Raw genomic sequence first — 17,814 nt, forward strand, 5'->3', positions numbered from 1 at the left:
TCCGCCATGCGCGCAGCTGTCATCGTTTTCCCCGGTTCCAACTGTGACCGTGATCTTGCCGTTGCATTCGAGCAAGCTGGTTTCTCCGTCGATATGGTCTGGCACAAGGACGCGGCGCTGCCCGACGGCATCGATATCGTCGGGGTGCCGGGTGGGTTCTCGTACGGTGACTATCTGCGCTGCGGTGCGATTGCGGCGCAATCCCCGATTTGCAAAGCGCTTGCCGCGCATACCGAGCGGGGCGGCTATGCCGTAGGCATCTGCAACGGATTTCAGGTTCTGACCGAAACTGGAATTTTGCCCGGCGCATTGCTGCGCAATGCTGGTCTGAAGTACATCTGCAAAACTGTCGGCCTGAAAGTTGAAACCAGCGATAGCGCCTTTACCGAAGGCTATAATGCCGGGGATGTGATCGATATCCCGATTGCGCATCATGATGGCAACTATTTCGCTGATGACAAGACGCTGGCAGAGTTGAGAGATCAGGATCGCATTGCCTTTACTTATGCTGATAATCCCAACGGTTCGCGTGACGATATCGCTGGTATTTTGTCGCACAACCGCCGCGTGTTAGGCATGATGCCCCACCCTGAAAGGGCGGCGGATTCAGGCCACGGAGGCACCGATGGGACGGCGCTCTTCCGCGCATTGGCCGGGGTGCTAGCGCCAGCGTGACTTGAGGTCATCAGTCGGGACGCGTAGCGTCAGAGGATGAGTGCGGAAGATCAATCAGGCAGCGACAGGTTTCTGAACCGCTTGCGCGGCTCGCCAATGGGTTGGCGGCTGCGGCTTGCTGTGTTTCTTTTGTTGCTCGCCACGATTGCCACTGTCTGGATTACCAACAGTCTTCTGACCAGCCGGTTTACCGAATCCACCAGAAACCGTGCTGAGCTGCGCCTTGCCTTGTATTCCGGCAACTTGCTGAGTGAGTTGCGACGCAATGCCATCGTGCCGCAGTTGCTTGCGCGTGATCCCACGTTGATCTCGGCGTTGCAATCAAGCGACTATACATTGTCGAGCCAGCGCCTGATCTCGTTTGTCGAAGAGATCGGAGCGGCGTCGCTGGTTCTGCTGGATAGCGACGGCTTGACCCGCGCTGCCACGGATCGAAACCGATTGCAGGAAAGCCACCGGAACTCGCCCTATTTCATCGATGCAATCCGGTCGAACGCCACTATTTTCTCGGTCATTCCGCGTGAATCCGGCGGTTACAGCTTTGTCTATTCGCGACGGATCGAGGCGAATGCCGAAATTCTTGGCGTGATCGTTGTAGAAGTCGACTTACAGAAGTTTGAACGCGCCTGGGCGGGTATATCGGATGCGGTGTTGGTAACCGACAGCACTGGCACGATCATCCTGTCGACCGAACCCCAATGGCGCGGGTTGGATGAAAGCGGCGCCATGCTGCGTCAACCCCCACAGAGCGCGATCCAGCGCGCCATTCGCGCCACCACAGATTGGAGCGCCTTGCCTCCGGACGCCTACCTGCAAGGTGAGGCGGTGATGCGTATGGAGACGCGGATTCCTTTCCGCGGCTGGCAGATGACGTCCTACACCACCTACTCGTCGATCCGAGAGCGGGTGAACAGCGTTCTGGCGCTGGAAATCATGGCATTTGCGATTCTTCTGGCGTTGACCTTCTATGCACTCAGCCGCAGGGCCACGTCGCGCATGACCTTGTTCCAGCGCGAGTCGGCGGAGCTTCGCGCATTGAACGTTAGGCTGCAGCGGGAAATTGCTGAGCGGGAACGTGTTGAAAAGACGCTGGAAGTTGCCGAGCAAACCCTTGCCCAAAGCTCGAAACTGGCAGCGCTTGGAGAGATGTCTGCCGCAGTCAGTCATGAGTTGAATCAACCTCTGGCTGCGATGAAAACCTATCTGGCCGGCGCACGCCTGCTGCTGCGCCGCAACCGGCCCGAAGAGGCGCTGGCCAGCTTTGGTCGCATCGATGGCCTGATCGAGCGGATGGGGGCGATCACGCGCCAGCTCAAATCTTATGCGCGCAAGGGTGCTGATGCGTTTTCGCCTGTAAATCTTGGCGAAGCGCTGGCCTCATCCCTGTCGATGATGGAGCCTCAGCTGCGTCAGCGGCATGTGAAGATAACCCAGATTTTGCCCGAAGAACCTGTTATAGTGATGGGGGATCGGATGCGGATCGAACAGGTTATGGTCAACCTCTTGCGCAACGCGCTGGACGCGACCAAATCTGTGAATGAGCCGGATGTCGAGATTATTCTCGCTGCAGGTGAAACAGCGGTTCTGACCGTACGCGACAATGGCCACGGGATCGAGGATATCGAAAACCTGTTCGAGCCGTTCTACACGACCAAACGCCCTGGGGACGGCGTTGGTCTGGGGCTTGCCATCTCGTCCGGGATCGTGAACGACCATGGCGGACGGCTAACCGCGCGCAACGGCCAACAGGGCGGTGCGGTGTTTGAGATGCAATTGCCCATTTTGGGAAGCGACGGCCTTGAGGCCGCGGAATAGAGGAAGTGACTATGGCACAGGCCATGAAAATCGCCATCGTGGATGATGAACAGGACATGCGCCAGTCGATCAGCCAGTGGCTGGCTCTGTCGGGATACGACACCGAGACTTTTTCGAGCGCCGAAGATGCGCTCAAAGTGTTGGGGCCGGAATATCCAGGCATCGTGATTTCTGACATCAAGATGCCGGGCATGGACGGTATTCAATTGCTGAAAAAACTGATGGGGGCCGATAGCACGTTGCCGGTGATCATGATCACAGGGCATGGTGATGTGCCCATGGCGGTTGAGGCGATGCGCGTTGGTGCGTTCGACTTTCTTGAGAAGCCGTTCAATCCTGACCGCATGTCAGAGCTTGCCAAGCGCGCCAGCAATGCGCGGCGCCTGACTCTGGACAATCGTGCGCTACGCCGCGAGTTGTCGGGTGGCACGCAGATTATGAACAAACTGATCGGTGCCAGCCCCGTTATGGAGCGGTTGCGTGAAGATATTTTGGATCTGGGTCAGGCTGATGGTCATGTCCTGATTGATGGTGAGACAGGGACAGGTAAGACGCTGGTGGCGCATGCCTTACATGCGGTCGGTAGTCGCGCCGGAAAGAAGTTCGTTTTGATTTCCTGTGCTGCGCTTGAGGAAGAGGCGCTGTCGAAACGTCTGTTCGGCCCGATGTTGCCTGAAGACTCTCAGCTGCCAGCAATAGAAGAAGCGCGCGGTGGGACTCTGGTTCTTGAGGATGTGGAGGCGCTGAGCGACACGCTTCAGGCACGCTTGTTGAGCGTGATGAATGAGCAGGGGACGCCTGCAGAAACCCGGATCGTTGCGATTTCGAACCTGCAGGAAGCAGGGAAAACGTCCGAAGACGTTCTGCGCCCAGATTTGTTTTATCGTCTCGCAGCTTTGCGTATCACCATGCCTCCGCTGCGTCAGCGCGGTGAAGACATTCTGACGCTGTTTACCCGCCTGAGCGAGCAGTTTGCCGAGGAATACGGCTGCGACGCACCTCAGGTCAGCGCGCAGGAAGCGGCACAGTTGCTTCAAGCGCCATGGCCCGGAAATGTGCGGCAGTTGATCAACATCGCCGAACGAGCGGTTCTGCAGTCGCGACGTGGATCGGGGACGATTGCGTCACTGCTGATGTCGGATCACGAAGAGATGCAGCCGGTGATGACCACCGAAGGCAAGCCGCTGAAAGAATATGTCGAAGCGTTTGAACGCATGCTGATCGACAACACGATGCGGCGCCACAAAGGGTCGATCGCGTCAGTAATGGACGAGCTTTGCCTGCCGCGCCGGACATTGAATGAAAAGATGGCCAAATACGGGCTGCAGCGCTCGGACTATCTGTAATGGCAGAGAGGAGGCCAGCCCCCTCTTGAGCCTTTAGCTCAATTCACCCCCGGGACAGTTAGGGCCAGATGAAGAGATCCCAAGCGGCGCAACTTGGGCGTTATGCAGTTTGCCCATTGTCTTTTCCACAGGACTGCTTTTATTGTGTCCGAACGGGCCGGGCATTTTTGTGCCCCGAAGTCCCGAATCTTTGAGTTTCGCTGCTGATCCGGTTTCGAGGATCAATCCCATACGGTTCAGCAGACCGATTGTGCCCCGTCAGGGGCAATTGAGTACCTGAGCCCGTCTAGACGGGCGAAAGGAATAAATGGGCAGGCAGCGGCGCTATCCCGCGCCTGTCGGAGAAGAACCGCGATGACGCGCGCGCAACGATTGAGTATACGGGCAGGGGGGCAAAGCGCCAGACCCTGCCGCGCGCCGTCTGATATCGCCCGTACAAGACACCTCCCCAAAAGTGCCTGTCCGCCTGGATGGGTCAGGACAACGCGTTTGGCGCGGTGCACCAAGGACACATGGCTAAGAAAATGCTTATCGATGCCACCCACGCGGAGGAAACCCGCGTTGTGGTGGTCGACGGAAACAAGGTTGAGGAATTTGACTTTGAATCCGAAAATAAACGCCAGCTTGCTGGCAACATCTATCTTGCAAAAGTAACACGGGTTGAGCCGTCGCTGCAGGCGGCCTTTGTGGATTATGGCGGAAACCGGCACGGGTTTCTGGCCTTTTCTGAGATCCATCCCGACTACTATCAGATCCCCGTTGCCGACCGTGAGGCGTTGATGGAGGAAGAACGCGCCTATGCCGAAGCCATGAAGGCGCGCGATGAGGTCGAGGAAGCAAAGCCCAAGAAACGCCGCTCGCGCTCGCGTTCTAAGGCTGCGGATGTCAAGACGGACGATCCGGTCGAAACGCTGGAAGTTTCCTCTGAGCCTACCGGCATGGAAACCATTGATCTGGATGACGGCGATGAAGCGGAGGTGCCCGAAGGGACATCTCCGATGGAGATCGTCGCCGAGACTCCGGTTGAAGAGCCCGAAGAAGGTGATGTGCCTGCTGCAGAAGACGAGCCTGCAGAGGAAACCGTTTCGGAAGATGCACCGCAAGCTGAGGATGAGGCTGCGGACACCGTTGAAGCCACAGACGAAGCTGCAAGTGCAGCGCCTGAGGATACTTCCGAGGAAGTTGAGGCCGAATCTGACGCGGACGAAGAGGATGCAAAACCTTCGGATGACGACGAAGCGCCAGAAGATGAGGCAGATGCCAAAAGTGCTGATGCGACCGCGAAAGATGACTCGATCGAATCCGTAGCCGATGAGGATGATAGCGAGGATATTCGTCCTCCGCGCAAACCGCGCCCGCGCCGTTACAAGATTCAGGAAGTTATCAAGGTCCGTCAGGTTCTGCTGGTGCAGGTCGTCAAAGAAGAGCGCGGCAACAAGGGTGCAGCGCTGACAACTTACCTGTCGCTGGCGGGTCGCTATTGCGTGTTGATGCCCAATACCGCGCGTGGCGGTGGGATCAGCCGCAAGATCACCAATGCCGCAGACCGGAAGAAACTGAAAGACATCGCCTCTGAAATCGACGTGCCCACCGGGGCGGGTTTGATCGTTCGGACCGCGGGGGCCAAGCGCACAAAATCTGAGATCAAGCGTGACTATGAATATTTGCAGCGCCTCTGGGAGCAGATTCGCGAATTGACACTGCAATCGATTGCGCCCGCGAAAATCTATGAAGAGGGCGATCTGGTCAAACGCTCGATCCGCGATCTTTATAATCGCGATATCGACGAAGTTCTGGTCGAAGGTGAGGGCGGGTACCGCATCGCCAAGGACTTCATGAAAATGATCATGCCGTCGCATGCCAAGAACGTGAAACGGTACGAAGACGCGCTGCCACTGTTCGCGCGCTATCAGGTCGAAAGCTATCTGGCGGGGATGTTCAACCCGACCGTGCAGCTGAAATCCGGTGGCTATATCGTGATCGGAGTGACCGAGGCGCTGGTGGCAATCGATGTGAACTCGGGTCGGGCGACCAAAGAGGGATCGATTGAAGAAACCGCGCTGAAGACCAACCTTGAGGCTGCCGAAGAGGTGGCGCGCCAGCTTCGTCTGCGCGATTTGGCGGGTCTGATTGTGATCGACTTCATCGACATGGACGAGCGTAAGAACAACGCTGCCGTCGAAAAGCGCCTGAAAGACAAGTTGAAAACCGACCGCGCCCGCATTCAGGTCGGTCGTATTTCTGGCTTTGGTCTGCTGGAGATGAGCCGTCAGCGTCTTCGCCCGGGCATGATCGAAGCAACCACCCAGCCGTGCCCGCATTGCCACGGCACCGGCCTGATCCGCTCGGACGATAACATGGCGCTGTCGATCCTGCGGCAGATCGAAGAAGAAGGCACGCGCCGTCGTTCGCGCGAGGTTCTGGTACGCTGCCCGGTCAGCATCGCCAACTTCCTGATGAACCAGAAGCGCGAACATATCGCGCAGATCGAGGCACGTTATGGCCTGTCGGTTCGCATCGAAGGTGATGTGCATCTGGTCAGCCCGGATTTCTCGATGGAGAAGTTCAAGACGGCCAGCCGTGTTGTTCCCGAAGCAACTGCACCAGTGGTCTCGGTAGATGCATCACTGATGGACATGGTCGACGCCACGGAAGAGGACGACAGCGAAGAAGAGGTCGCGGTCCAGACCGAAGAAGAGACAAAACCCAAGCGCAAGCGCCGTCGGCGGCGGCGCAAGAAAAGCTCGGGCAATGGCGAAGCCTCGGAAGGCAATGCTGATGAGTCTGATGCGGTCGACAACGCGGAGGCGGAAGAACAGGCTGAGAGCGATGAGGCCAAACCAACCGAAGATACGCCCGCTGCTGAGGAAGAGGCCGAAAAAGCCGCCAAACCCAAGAAGCGTCGGGCGCCACGCCGCCGTAAGAAGGACGCAGAAGCTGTAGCTGAAGAAAGCGAGGCGCAGACCGATGAAAACGCTGCGGCAGCCGAACAAGAAAGTGCGGCAGCTGAAGCTGAGGTAACCGATGTGGAACCGGCCAAGGAAGCTGAAGTCGCTGAGGCAGCGCCAGAACCTGAGATTGCCGAACCGGCACCGGAACCAGAGGTCGCCGAAGTGGAACCTGAGGAACCTGTGGAAGCCGCAGAACCCGTAGCTGAAGTCGCCGCAGAACCGGCTGCTGCTGAGCCAGAAGTGGTCGAAGCAGCAACCCCAGAACCGGTGCTAGAGGTTGTGGCCGAAGAACCGGAACCCGCGCCAGCTAAGCCAAAACGCCGAGGGTGGTGGTCATTGGGACAGTAAGAATCAGGCGGGCCACTTGGTCCGCCTTTTTCGTTTGGTCATGGGGCCGGGAAGCCTTAAGCAGATTTTTGGATCACATATATCTGATGACCATCCACTGTGTCTTGCGAGACGAGTGTGTGACCAGATTCGCTGCAAAAGTGCGGTACATCGATAATCGCTGCAGGATCATCGGCCAGCACGCGCAGAACCCCCCCGACGGGCAAGGATTTAAGCCGTTTCCGGGCTTTCAAGACAGGCAATGGGCACAGTAAACCCAGCGCATCCAGTGTTTCGGTCTCATCGGTCATGGGTTTGAGATATTTCCAACAGGCGATGCTGTCCAGCGTCCAACCACGAGGATGTGACTGAATGGCCCCGTGACGAAACACGAATGATACCATATGTGCTGACTCATGTTCGGAATTGAGATCATAGATGCAGGCCTTCTACCTGCCATGCTTGTCGCCATGTTGGGTGGGTTGATCAGTTTTCTATCACCCTGCGTGTTGCCGATTGTACCCCCATATCTTGCGTATATGAGCGGGGTGACAATCAACGAGATGCAAGATGAGGCCCGCGCGCGGCGCAAAGCAACTATGTCGGCTTTGTTCTTTGTTTTGGGTCTGTCGACAGTATTCCTGCTACTTGGCTTTACAGCATCGGCATTTGGGGCGTTTGTGCTGCAAAATCAGGTGCTATTCGCCAAACTCTCAGGCGCTGTTGTCATAGTCTTTGGTCTGCACTTCCTGAACGTGTTCCGCATCCCGCTGCTGGATCGTGAGGCGCGTGTTGAAACGGGCGACTCCAGCGGGTCAGTGTTCGGAGCCTATATTCTGGGTCTGGCCTTTGCCTTTGGTTGGACACCCTGCATTGGGCCCCAGTTGGGTGCGATCCTATCTCTGGCTGCATCCGAGGCGTCTGTGGCGCGCGGCACTCTGCTTTTGGGCGTTTATGCAGCGGGGCTGGGTATTCCGTTCCTGCTGGCGGCGATGTTCCTGAACCGCTCGATGGCGGTTATGAACCGCATCAAACCCCATATGGGCACGATCGAGAAGGTCATGGGCGGGCTCTTGCTGTTTGTCGGCATCATGTTGGTTACCGGGCTTTTTACTGAATTCAGCTGGTGGCTGCTTGAGACCTTTCCGGCTTTGGCAAACTTCGGTTAACCCTCTGGCTTTAAACATGGATGGGTGGACGCTGGGACTTACTTTGGCGTCACCGCTGCGCTAATCTGTGGCGCAGAGGGCCGGGTCATGAGCAGTCAGAAATCCCATCCGCAGGTGCACAAACGCCGGGTGTTCTATATCCCCGGCTATGATCCGATTCATCCGCGCCGCTATCGTGAGCTGTATCGCAAGGAGGGGTGCGCGCAGGCCGCGATCTCGGGTTATGAGATCGATATCCGCGCCAAGTCAGGCGATGGCCCCTACGGCTGGCATGTTACCTCTGCACAGGACGGTCACCTTGTATCCGCTGATGTCGAGGTTTTGGTTTGGTCCGACATCGTGCGGGACAGCATGGCCCAATCCATCCCAGCGGCATATTGGCAATTGGCACGAACAGCTTGGATATACATTTCAACCGGAACGCTGTGGCGGCTGATGCAGTTGCGCAAAGGGCCTGTGATTGCAGCCCTGTACCCTGTCGGGATGCTTCTGTTGCAACTTTTGGTGACGCTGCTGATTGCATGGGGGCTGGCGGCAGTTTTGCAGCGATTTGTCGGATGGTGGGCGCTGTTACCAGCGGTCGGAGCGATCTACGCACTGATGCATTGGTTTAGAAAGCTCGATAACCGATTTTTTGCTTACTATCTGATGCATGACTATGCCCATTCTGCACAGTTGCGAGGAGCCTATTCAACTGACCTGCAAGCCCGTTTGAACCAGTTCTCAGATCAAATCGAACAAGCACTGTCGAGCGATTTGGATGAAGTTCTGGTCGTAGGCCACAGCTCGGGTGCGCATCTGGGCATTTCCGTGCTGGCCGATTTACTCAGACGAAGAACTTCTACTAACAATGAACCGGTTCTGTCCTTTCTCACACTGGGGCAGGTTGTACCCATGGTGTCCTTCCTGCCTGACGCGCAATCGTTGCGCTGTGATCTTCGGTATCTGTCCGAATGCGCAGATGTCTGCTGGGTCGATGTATCGGCACCGGGTGATGGGTGCGCATTTGCGCTGTGTGATCCTGTCGCGGTCAGCGGTGTCGCCCGACCGGAAAAGCGCGGGCCTCTAGTCCTTTCTGCTGCCTTCACGCAAACCCTGTCATCAGAGAGGTGGCAACAGCTGCGATGGAGGTTTTTTCGTCTGCACTTTCAGTATCTGTGTGCTTTTGATCGTCCGGGTGAGTACGACTATTTCCGCATCACGGCTGGCCCTGAAACGTTGAGTCAGCGATTTGAGGGCCGAGCGCCCTCGCGTTCACGCCTTGAACGTGCTGTTTCAAAATTCACTTCGGTGGCGGCATGACCCCTCCCAAACCCGAGGCGCGCCCAGACAATGTATCGCTCTGGCGGTATTTGCGGCTGTTTCGGCAAGATCTGCTATCGGCGCAGCCTCAGCGTTTATACCGTGCGTGGATGGCCGAGTTTCGAACGCCGTTCTTTCGGTCCTACTTGATCAATCAGCCCGATTTGATCCGTACGGTGTTGAAAGAGCGCCCCGAAGTCTTCCCCAAGTCGAACCGCATTAGCGAAGGGCTGCGCCCACTGCTGGGGCACTCGGTGTTTCTGACCAACGGAGAGGCTTGGAAGCGACAAAGAAGGATCATTGATCCCGCATTTGAAGGGGGGCGACTGAAAGATACGTTCCCAGCGATGGTTGCGGCGGCGCAGGCTTGTGCGGATCGGCTTGCGACCAGTGCGGGGCAAAGTGTGGAAGTTGAGGAGATCACCAGCCATGCAGCAGCAGACGTGATCTTTCGCACCCTGTTCTCAGTTCCGATCGAGCACGAAGTTGCTGCGCAGGTGTTTGACAAGTTCCGCGTCTATCAGCGGGAACAACCCTTGTTGAACCTTGCGGCCTTTGTCCCAATTCCACGCTGGGTGCCCCGGTTTCATTCCCGCCGAACGCGCCGAACCGCGCGTGAGATCAGAGATTTGATCAGCCGCCTGACGTCTGAGCGTGCGACGGCAATCAAGGACGGCACAGCTCCTGATGATCTGGCGACAAAGATCATGACAACGCCCGACCCGGACACCGGAGATTGCTTCGAAACACATGAAATGGTGGATCAGGTCGCCATTTTCTTTCTGGCTGGCCACGAAACCAGCGCGTCTGCATTGGCATGGACGCTCTATCTGTTGGCTTTGTATCCGGAGTGGCAAGATAAGCTTGCCGAAGAAGCTCAGGTACTGGATGCGCCCGAATTCTCTGCAATGTCCCAATTGAAGCTCAGCCGTGATGTATTTCGCGAGGCGTTGCGCCTTTATCCGCCGGTGCCAATGATGGTGCGCGAAACGACGTGTCCTGAACATTTCCGTAACAGGGACATCCCGCAAGGCTCTCAGATTGTTGTCAGTCCCTGGCACCTGCATCGCCACGAACGGCTTTGGGATCGACCGGATGAGTTCGATCCCGAACGATGGGCAACCGAAAACGGAAAGAAATGCCAGCGCGAGGCTTATGTGCCATTCTCTGCAGGCCCCAGGGTCTGTACGGGCGCTGGGTTTGCGATGGTCGAGGGGCCCTTGATCCTGTCAATGCTTCTCCGCCGTTACCGCTTTGAAACAATACAGGGCAAAACGCCCGTACCGATCGCGCATCTGACCGTTAGATCAAAGGATGGAATTTGGTTGCGCTTGGTTGAGCGCTAACAAACTACCATCGCTCGTCGGCATGCTGTATGCGGATTGAAACTGCGGAATCATATTGAACGGGAATGAGTTATGTCGAAAGCAGAACAGCGCACGCAAATGTCCGAAGGCGCAGGATTTATTGCAGCTCTGGATCAAAGCGGCGGTTCGACCCCGAAAGCGCTGGCGTTGTACGGTGTCGAGGCCTCGGATTATGCCACGGACGAAGAGATGTTCGGCGAAATCCAGAAAATGCGTGCGCGGATCATTCTGGCTGACGATTTCACCAAGGAAAAGGTGATTGGCGCCATCCTGTTCGAACGGACACTGGGAGAAGAAATCGAGGGCAAGAAGGTCGCGAATTACCTTTGGTCCGAAAAAGGGATCGTACCTTTTCTGAAGATCGACAAAGGGCTTGAGGATCAGGCCAATGGTGTTCAGATGATGAAACCGATCCCCGGCCTGGCTGAAACACTGTCCAAGGCGGATGGCGTTTTTGGTACCAAGGAACGCTCGGTCATTCACGAAGCCAACGCGCAGGGCATTGCCGATGTCGTTGCGCAGCAATTCGATGTGGCGCGCGTGGTCACTGATGCGGGTATGGTTCCGATTGTTGAGCCCGAAGTGAACATTCATTCGGAAACAAAAGCCGAAGCAGAGGATATTCTGAAATCAGAAATCCTGAAAAACCTGGATCAGCTGTCCGAAGGACAGGAGGTCATGTTGAAATTGACGATCCCAAGCCAGGCCAACCTTTATGACGAGGTCGCGGATCACCCGCGCGTCCTTCGTGTTGTTGCGCTGTCTGGCGGGTACACGACTGAACAGGCCTGTGATCTGCTCAGCCAGAACGGCAAGATGATCGCGTCCTTCTCGCGCGCGTTGACTGAAGGTTTGTCTAAGCAGCAATCTGATGCAGAGTTCAATTCAGCGCTTGGAAGCAACATCGACAATATCTATCGCGCCTCGGTCTGATCAAAAGCGCAATTATTCCGGTTTGATGAAATCGCGGCGCATCTGCGCCGCTTTTTCGCGCATGACACATCCGATGGCGTGATCATTGATCAATCCCATGGCCTGCATGAATGCATATACCGTTGTGGGGCCAACAAACTTCCAACCGCGTTTCTTCAGATCTTTTGACATCGCGATGGATTCGGCAGAGGTGGATGCCGAACGCGGGGCAGGTGGCATCTTAGGCTCATATCGCCAGACATAGGCGGCCAAGGACCCCTCGGCTGCGACCAAGTCTCGCATACGGCGTGCGTTGTTGATCACAGCTTCGATTTTACCGCGGTGGCGCACGATGCCTTTGTCGTCCAGTAGGCGCTGGATATCGGCATCAGTAAAATCGGCTATCTTGTTGAAATCAAAGTTGCAAAATGCAGAGCGGAAATTCTCTCGCTTGGAAAGTATTGTCCGCCAACTTAAACCTGACTGAAAGCTTTCAAGGCACAGTTTTTCGAACAGCCGTCTTTCATCGGATACCGGGTAACCCCATTCCTTGTCGTGATAGTCGAAGAACTCCGGCGCTGCATTGCACCACGTGCAGCGGGGTTTGCCATCTGGGCCTGTTATCGTATCGCTCATGCATGTACCCCTTTTGTTCTCGATAGCTTACGCAGTGCTGAGGGGTGAATGCAAGTGATCAATCGGATTGACGATACCAATTCAGAACATAGACGCGAATGGCCGAGGCTAGTCCGGTTTCTGGATCACGCTCTGCATCAATTTGGGCCGCCAAGACGTTGATTGGGAGTTCTTTCTTGCGCGCGATATCACGAAACGCCTGCCAGAAATCATCTTCAAGCGATACCGATGTTCTGTGACCTTGCAGGGTCAGAGAGCGTTTTATCGGCCGACCGCTCATTCGTCGACTTTGTGACCGTCGAGGTCACGCTTCTGGCGTTCTTGCTCAAGCTTCGCAACTGCTTTCTCGGATTTGGACCGTCCGTGTTTCACAGCGTTTGCGTCTGCGCGGGCCTTCTTTTCGGCCCGCGCCTTTTCTTTTCGAAACCGGTTCAGATTGACCGGCGTGCCCATCAGTCCTTGGGCCCGATCATGTGTTCAGGCCGCACGACCGCATCAAACGTGGCCTCATCCACAAAGCCCAGCGCAATCGCTTCTTCCTTGAGCGTAGTGCCATTCTTATGCGCCGTCTTGGCGACCGTCGTGGCGTTGTCATAGCCAATGGTGGGGGCCAATGCAGTTACCAGCATCAGAGATTCCTTCATCAGCTTGTCGATGCGCGGTTCATTGGCCTTGATGCCCAGCAGCATACGTTCAGTGAAGCTGTCAGTTGCATCCCCCAGCAGTTGGATCGACTGCAGAAGGTTATAAGACATCATCGGATTATAGACGTTCAGTTGGAAATGGCCCTGTGAGCCGGCGAACTTCATCGCGGCATCATTGCCCATCACGTGTGCTGCCACCTGCGTCAACGCTTCGGCCTGCGTTGGGTTTACCTTGCCAGGCATGATGGACGAGCCAGGCTCATTTTCCGGCAAGATCAGTTCGCCAAGGCCTGACCGGGGACCAGAGCCCAATAGGCGGATATCGTTCGCGATCTTGTAACAGGACCCGGCAATCGTCGCCAAAGCGCCTGACAAGAAGACCATGGCATCATGAGCGGCCAGAGCTTCAAACTTGTTCGGGGCGGTCACGAAAGGCAGGCCGGTTATCTCGGCCATATTTTTCGCCACTGCCTCGTCCCATCCGCCATGGGTGTTCAATCCTGTGCCGACGGCGGTGCCACCCTGAGCCAACTCGTAGATTCCGGGCATCGCGGCCTCGACTCGTGCAATGCCTTGACGGATCTGGTGTGCGTATCCTCCAAACTCCTGTTCCAGCGTCAAAGGAGTCGCGTCCTGGGTGTGGGTGCGGCCGATCTTGATGATACCGGCGAACTCTTTCGCTTTGGTTTCCAAGGCCGACGCAAATTTCTCAAGCCCGGGCATAAGCACATCGCGCACGCTCATCGCGGTGGCGATGTGCATGGCAGTGGGGAAGGTATCATTCGAGGATTGGCCCATATTGCAGTGATCATTCGGATGAACTGGGTCCTTCGATCCGATCTCACCGCCTAGAATCTCAATCGCACGGTTTGCAATGACCTCATTCGAGTTCATGTTAGATTGCGTACCCGACCCGGTTTGCCAAACGACCAGAGGAAAGTTGTCATCAAACTTGCCCTCAAACACTTCGCCAGCAGCTTGAATGATCGCATCCGCGATCTTGGCGTCCAGTTTGCCGATGGCTTTGTTCTCAATCGCGCAGGCCATTTTGATCACGCCCAGCGCGCGCACGATGGCGACGGGCTGTTTTTCCCAGCCGATAGGGAAGTTCATGATAGAACGCTGCGTTTGTGCGCCCCAATACTTGTCGGCGGGCACCTCAAGAGGGCCAAAGCTGTCGGATTCGGTACGGGTTTGAGACATCGGTCGCTCCGGTCTTGTATGCAGTCGTATGCCGTTTACCCGCAGCAATGCTGTGGCGCAATCGGCCAGTTGCGCGCACCTTAAACTTGGGGCAAGCAAAGGTATAGACAAAGCGCCCCAACAAAATAGTTTCTGTTAGCGAAAACAGTGCCATTGTACGTCGGCGAGCTAAAGTTAGAATAGAGAAACATCCACGACGGAGTCGGCCATGCGCGTATCAATTCTCAAAAGACCCCTGAGTGTAAGTGCCTTGGCGTTTGCTGCGTGTATTTGGCTGGTGGCTTTTTTACAGCAAGCACATGCAACAGGCATTGCGCCATTTGTGGGCGATTATACCGGGTCAGCTGAAGTGGTTGATTCAGACGGAACGGCAACCCCTCGGGACATGAGCGTGTCGATTCACGAAACCAAGGGCGGTTTCAATGTGAGCTGGACGACCACGACTTACAAAGCCGATGGGCGCATCAAGGACGAGAAATACTCGGTCGATTTCCAAAGCTCAGATCGTGCTGATGTCTATTCTGCGGCAATGAAACGGAACGTGTTCGGTCACGAAGTGCCGCTTGATCCTATGAAGGGTGAACCCTTTGTGTGGGGTCGCATCGACGGAGATACATTGACGGTTTTTTCGTTGTTCATTGACGAAAATGGTGGCTACGAGCTTCAGCAGTTCGACCGCACTTTGGCAGAGGGTGGTCTGAACTTGTCCTTTTCCAGATTTCGGGACGGCGTGAAATCGCGTTCAGTCGAAACCTTTCTAAAGAAAGAATAAACCCCACAGTTGGCGGGGTTAGATTTGACTACTTTCGGAAGCTATCCAGCGAAACCACATCCGCATCATGCTGAGGCTCTGATTCTTCGGCTTCAAGCTCGATCGGGGCCTCTTCCATCACGTGAATCTCATCATCTTCGTCTTCAGAGCCTTCGAAGCGCAGACCAAACTCAACCGAAGGGTCGACGAAGGTTTTGATGGCCAGGTACGGGATATAGAGCGGTTCAGGAGCGTCCCCGAAATTCAGCGTGATTGAGAACCCGTCATCGCCAACCTCAAGGTTTTCGAACCAATGCTGCATGACGATCGTCATTTCGCCCGGATACCGCTCTCGCAGCCAGTCGGCCAATTCGACACCTTCGTATCGTGTATCAAATGTGATGAAGAAATGATGCGCACCGGGCAAGCCCCGTTGTGACACGTCGGTCAGGACGGTCTTGATCAGGCCCCGCATGGCCGTGTGCATCAGATTCCCGTAGTCGATGTCTTGCGACATAGTTGATCCTCGAAAGTGGTTAATCCCAGCATAGTTCATTCGGTCGGAAACGAAAGGCCGTGTTGGGCAGTATTGATTACAAAACCTGCAGCCCGATTCCGGCCATGACCATGACACTCAATGTGGTCGCTAAACCGGATTTCATTCGGAAAATCAACAGGCCAGCCAACACCGAAAGCGCAAGCGCCTTGATATCCAGCGTCATTAGATCGGGCAGGGGTATGGACATCGGCCCCCAATACCATCCTGGGAGGCTGCCAAACAGAACGTTCAAGCCGAACCACACGGAGAGGTTGAGAATCACCCCAACAACCGCAGCTGTGATTCCATGCATTGCAGCGCCCAAGCGCGGGCGTGCGGCGATTTTTTCCAGATGTGGCGCAGCAAGAAAAATCCACAGAAAACAGGGCACAAAGGTCGCCCACAACGCGACCAGCCCCGCTGCCAATGCCAGCGAAGTGCCGCCAGCAATCTGCCCGCTGAGCATGGCCACAAACTGTGTCACCAGTATCAGAGGTCCTGGCGTGGTTTCGGCCAGCCCCAATGCATCAATCATCTGATCCGTGCTGATCCATTGATAAGTATCGACAACGGTTTGGGTCATATAGGCCAGTACTGCGTAGGCTCCGCCAAAGGTCACAACAGCCAGACGGGCGAAGAACCAGCCAAGATCACTAAGGAGTTGCTGCCCGCTCAGTTGCAGCAAAACGAGCGGCCCAAGCCAGAGGATAAGCCAGAGAGCCGCTGTTCGAACTGGACGGCCGGGTGCTGTACTTGCTTGAATGGTATCCGGCACGAGGTTCTGTGATGTGACATATCCCCAGAAAGCGGCGCACAGGATGATCAGCGGGAACGGAAGGTTGAAGACAAAGATGCCCAGGAAAGCGAGGCCAGCAATCACGCGATGTTCAGTATCCGTTAGTGCTTTCTTCGCGAGGTTTCGCAATGCTTGTAGAACAATGATGATGACCGCAGCTTTGATGCCTAAAAATCCGGCCTGAACCAAGGGCAAATTGCCGTAAGCCGCGTACAGAGCAACAAGGAGCGCGATGATCAAAGCTCCGGGCAACACGAACAAGCATCCGGCGATCAGTCCGCCAGTCACGCCACGCAATCGCCAGCCGGCGTAAGTGGCAAGCTGCATGGCCTCTGGACCCGGCAGCAACATGCACAAAGACAGCGCGCGCAAATAGGTTTGTTCATCCAGCCATGGACGTTTTTCGACCAGTTCTTGATGCATCAGTGATATCTGCGCAGCGGGCCCCCCAAATGACAAAAGCCCGATGCGTCCGAAAACACTGAACAATTCACGTATCGTAGGGGTCATTGCGCGTGACCCGTAGGCCAGTCATGCGTTTCACCTGATCCATCCCGAGCCCAGCGATAGAGCGCGTCATAGATGAGCAAACCGGCTTCCAACTGTTGCTGATCATCGCGATATTGGCGCGATAACCCAACTGAAATTGCCAGTAGTCCGGCAGCTTCTGGTGCGAGGTCATGCCGGTTGGTATCTGCCGCACGTATGATCCCGGCCAATCGATCCAAAGCCTCGGAGTGAAGCTCGAACTCATCCAGCATCGTGTTAAAAGTACATCTGTCGCCACGATGGCTCCAATGAGCGCCCTCTACATCAAATGGTATCGCGCCAAAATGTTCGGCTACGCCTTGGATTTCACTTGGCGCGACAAAAAGAAACCGTGCTTGGGTATCGACAAATCGGCGGATCAGCCAGGGACATGCAATTCGGTCGATCTTTGGTCGATGTCGCGTGACCCAAAGTGTGCCGCCTTCGAACAGCGTGGGTAAGGCGGCAACACTCAAAACCAAGGCGCCCGGGGTGTCGCGCCACGCAAACATACCGCCTTCCAGATATTCAGCCGCTATCCCTTCAGCCTGCAGCCAAGATACGACGCCTTGGCTTAATTTCTTACCCTTTTGGCAGATCACAACGCATGAACGATCCCCGCAGCGTTCTTTGAAACCTTCTAAGTCTTCATAGTTATGACGGACTGCGCTGGGGATCAGGCACGGGTCATCGTCGAAATCTGCATCGATACGTACATCAAACAGAATCGGAGCCTTGGGCATGCCGATCAGGCGCAAGAGTTGACGGGGGGTTATTGCATTGGGGGCAGCCATTGCATGTTTCCTTATCAGTTTGGATACATGCGAACTTGGGCTGCCGCCTCACGGGGTGTT

17 protein-coding genes are annotated in these 17,814 nt (G+C 55.8%); 9 read left to right on the forward strand and 8 right to left on the reverse strand.

Translation table 11 applies throughout. The features are described 5' to 3' along the window. The first annotated feature begins 6 nt into the window (after positions 1-6). The 4 genes from purQ (at position 7) to ACR0B3_RS02535 (ending at position 7,135) form a co-directional block, all read left to right on the forward strand. Positions 7-675: a phosphoribosylformylglycinamidine synthase subunit PurQ gene (gene purQ / locus ACR0B3_RS02520; protein ID WP_480807709.1), complete on the forward strand. Its 669-nt coding sequence runs from the start codon at positions 7-9 to the stop codon at positions 673-675. A gap of 96 nt (positions 676-771) precedes the next feature. Further along, positions 772-2,490 carry a sensor histidine kinase gene (locus tag ACR0B3_RS02525; protein WP_480808015.1) on the forward strand — a complete coding sequence of 573 codons (1,719 nt, stop codon included), beginning with the start codon at positions 772-774 and terminating at the stop codon, positions 2,488-2,490. A gap of 11 nt (positions 2,491-2,501) precedes the next feature. Beyond that, positions 2,502-3,836, forward strand: coding sequence for a sigma-54-dependent transcriptional regulator (locus tag ACR0B3_RS02530; RefSeq protein WP_170683989.1), 1,335 nt, complete (start codon positions 2,502-2,504; stop codon positions 3,834-3,836). A gap of 512 nt (positions 3,837-4,348) precedes the next feature. Beyond that, positions 4,349-7,135 carry a ribonuclease E/G gene (locus ACR0B3_RS02535; RefSeq protein ID WP_480807710.1) on the forward strand — a complete coding sequence of 929 codons (2,787 nt, stop codon included), beginning with the start codon at positions 4,349-4,351 and terminating at the stop codon, positions 7,133-7,135. A gap of 56 nt (positions 7,136-7,191) precedes the next feature. Here the strand turns inward: ACR0B3_RS02535 and ACR0B3_RS02540 are convergent, their stop codons facing one another. Further along, entirely contained in the window at positions 7,192-7,425 is a 234-nt protein-coding gene (locus tag ACR0B3_RS02540; protein WP_480808016.1) for a sulfurtransferase TusA family protein, read from the reverse strand. Positions 7,426-7,530: 105 nt separating this feature from the next. Here ACR0B3_RS02540 and ACR0B3_RS02545 point away from each other — a divergent pair, with 105 nt between their 5' ends. From ACR0B3_RS02545 to ACR0B3_RS02560, 4 genes are all read left to right on the forward strand, one after another. Beyond that, positions 7,531-8,283 carry a cytochrome c biogenesis protein CcdA gene (locus ACR0B3_RS02545; RefSeq protein WP_170683983.1) on the forward strand — a complete coding sequence of 251 codons (753 nt, stop codon included), beginning with the start codon at positions 7,531-7,533 and terminating at the stop codon, positions 8,281-8,283. 87 nt (positions 8,284-8,370) lie between these two features. Then, the gene (locus ACR0B3_RS02550) at positions 8,371-9,585 is read left to right on the forward strand and encodes a hypothetical protein (RefSeq protein WP_480807711.1); all 1,215 of its coding nucleotides are present in this window, start codon (positions 8,371-8,373) and stop codon (positions 9,583-9,585) included. Beyond that, positions 9,582-10,931: a cytochrome P450 gene (locus ACR0B3_RS02555; protein ID WP_480807712.1), complete on the forward strand. Its 1,350-nt coding sequence runs from the start codon at positions 9,582-9,584 to the stop codon at positions 10,929-10,931. Before ACR0B3_RS02550 ends, ACR0B3_RS02555 begins: the two co-directional genes overlap by 4 nt. A 72-nt stretch (positions 10,932-11,003) precedes the next feature. Beyond that, a complete protein-coding gene (locus tag ACR0B3_RS02560) occupies positions 11,004-11,885 on the forward strand; it encodes a fructose bisphosphate aldolase (protein WP_480807713.1) in 882 nt (293 codons plus the stop codon). Between the two features lie 12 nt (positions 11,886-11,897). Here the strand turns inward: ACR0B3_RS02560 and ACR0B3_RS02565 are convergent, their stop codons facing one another. From ACR0B3_RS02565 to fumC, 4 genes are read right to left on the reverse strand one after another with little or no spacing between them, the layout of a single operon-like run. Next, positions 11,898-12,500: a DNA-3-methyladenine glycosylase I gene (locus tag ACR0B3_RS02565; protein ID WP_480807714.1), complete on the reverse strand. Its 603-nt coding sequence runs from the start codon at positions 12,498-12,500 to the stop codon at positions 11,898-11,900. Positions 12,501-12,558: 58 nt separating this feature from the next. Continuing rightward, positions 12,559-12,780 carry a ribbon-helix-helix domain-containing protein gene (locus ACR0B3_RS02570; RefSeq protein ID WP_480807715.1) on the reverse strand — a complete coding sequence of 74 codons (222 nt, stop codon included), beginning with the start codon at positions 12,778-12,780 and terminating at the stop codon, positions 12,559-12,561. Next, positions 12,777-12,953, reverse strand: coding sequence for a DUF4169 family protein (locus ACR0B3_RS02575; protein ID WP_480807716.1), 177 nt, complete (start codon positions 12,951-12,953; stop codon positions 12,777-12,779). Before ACR0B3_RS02575 ends, ACR0B3_RS02570 begins: the two co-directional genes overlap by 4 nt. Next, positions 12,953-14,347, reverse strand: coding sequence for a class II fumarate hydratase (fumC, locus tag ACR0B3_RS02580; protein ID WP_480807717.1), 1,395 nt, complete (start codon positions 14,345-14,347; stop codon positions 12,953-12,955). Before fumC ends, ACR0B3_RS02575 begins: the two co-directional genes overlap by 1 nt. 391 nt (positions 14,348-14,738) lie before the next feature. Here fumC and ACR0B3_RS02585 point away from each other — a divergent pair, with 391 nt between their 5' ends. Continuing rightward, entirely contained in the window at positions 14,739-15,119 is a 381-nt protein-coding gene (locus tag ACR0B3_RS02585; protein ID WP_480807718.1) for a hypothetical protein, read from the forward strand. 28 nt (positions 15,120-15,147) lie between these two features. Here ACR0B3_RS02585 and ACR0B3_RS02590 read toward each other — a convergent pair whose 3' ends face one another. The 3 genes from ACR0B3_RS02590 to ACR0B3_RS02600 all read right to left on the reverse strand — a co-directional run bounded on the left by ACR0B3_RS02590 (position 15,148) and on the right by ACR0B3_RS02600 (position 17,754). Beyond that, positions 15,148-15,615 carry a ClpXP protease specificity-enhancing factor SspB gene (locus tag ACR0B3_RS02590; protein WP_170683966.1) on the reverse strand — a complete coding sequence of 156 codons (468 nt, stop codon included), beginning with the start codon at positions 15,613-15,615 and terminating at the stop codon, positions 15,148-15,150. A gap of 76 nt (positions 15,616-15,691) precedes the next feature. Next, positions 15,692-16,942 carry a chromate efflux transporter gene (gene chrA / locus ACR0B3_RS02595; RefSeq protein ID WP_480807719.1) on the reverse strand — a complete coding sequence of 417 codons (1,251 nt, stop codon included), beginning with the start codon at positions 16,940-16,942 and terminating at the stop codon, positions 15,692-15,694. Further along, positions 16,939-17,754, reverse strand: a complete 816-nt coding sequence (locus tag ACR0B3_RS02600) for a chromate resistance protein ChrB domain-containing protein (protein WP_480807720.1) — start codon at positions 17,752-17,754, stop codon at positions 16,939-16,941. The genes chrA and ACR0B3_RS02600 overlap by 4 nt, the downstream gene beginning before the upstream one ends. Positions 17,755-17,814 lie beyond the last annotated feature (60 nt).

The sequence above is a fragment of the Ruegeria sp. CE9 genome (assembly GCF_056537425.1).

What these genes read in the sequence shown, in the direction of transcription:
- purQ (WP_480807709.1), top strand. Translation starts at nt 7, where the DNA reads ATGCGCGCAGCTGTCATCGTTTTCCCCGGTTCCAACTGTGACCGTGAT.
- ACR0B3_RS02525 (WP_480808015.1), top strand. Translation starts at nt 772, where the DNA reads ATGGGTTGGCGGCTGCGGCTTGCTGTGTTTCTTTTGTTGCTCGCCACG.
- ACR0B3_RS02530 (WP_170683989.1), top strand. Translation starts at nt 2,502, where the DNA reads ATGGCACAGGCCATGAAAATCGCCATCGTGGATGATGAACAGGACATG.
- ACR0B3_RS02535 (WP_480807710.1), top strand. Translation starts at nt 4,349, where the DNA reads ATGGCTAAGAAAATGCTTATCGATGCCACCCACGCGGAGGAAACCCGC.
- ACR0B3_RS02540 (WP_480808016.1), bottom strand. Translation starts at nt 7,425, where the DNA reads ATGACCGATGAGACCGAAACACTGGATGCGCTGGGTTTACTGTGCCCA.
- ACR0B3_RS02545 (WP_170683983.1), top strand. Translation starts at nt 7,531, where the DNA reads ATGTTCGGAATTGAGATCATAGATGCAGGCCTTCTACCTGCCATGCTT.
- ACR0B3_RS02550 (WP_480807711.1), top strand. Translation starts at nt 8,371, where the DNA reads ATGAGCAGTCAGAAATCCCATCCGCAGGTGCACAAACGCCGGGTGTTC.
- ACR0B3_RS02555 (WP_480807712.1), top strand. Translation starts at nt 9,582, where the DNA reads ATGACCCCTCCCAAACCCGAGGCGCGCCCAGACAATGTATCGCTCTGG.
- ACR0B3_RS02560 (WP_480807713.1), top strand. Translation starts at nt 11,004, where the DNA reads ATGTCGAAAGCAGAACAGCGCACGCAAATGTCCGAAGGCGCAGGATTT.
- ACR0B3_RS02565 (WP_480807714.1), bottom strand. Translation starts at nt 12,500, where the DNA reads ATGAGCGATACGATAACAGGCCCAGATGGCAAACCCCGCTGCACGTGG.
- ACR0B3_RS02570 (WP_480807715.1), bottom strand. Translation starts at nt 12,780, where the DNA reads ATGAGCGGTCGGCCGATAAAACGCTCTCTGACCCTGCAAGGTCACAGA.
- ACR0B3_RS02575 (WP_480807716.1), bottom strand. Translation starts at nt 12,953, where the DNA reads ATGGGCACGCCGGTCAATCTGAACCGGTTTCGAAAAGAAAAGGCGCGG.
- fumC (WP_480807717.1), bottom strand. Translation starts at nt 14,347, where the DNA reads ATGTCTCAAACCCGTACCGAATCCGACAGCTTTGGCCCTCTTGAGGTG.
- ACR0B3_RS02590 (WP_170683966.1), bottom strand. Translation starts at nt 15,615, where the DNA reads ATGTCGCAAGACATCGACTACGGGAATCTGATGCACACGGCCATGCGG.
- chrA (WP_480807719.1), bottom strand. Translation starts at nt 16,942, where the DNA reads ATGACCCCTACGATACGTGAATTGTTCAGTGTTTTCGGACGCATCGGG.
- ACR0B3_RS02600 (WP_480807720.1), bottom strand. Translation starts at nt 17,754, where the DNA reads ATGGCTGCCCCCAATGCAATAACCCCCCGTCAACTCTTGCGCCTGATC.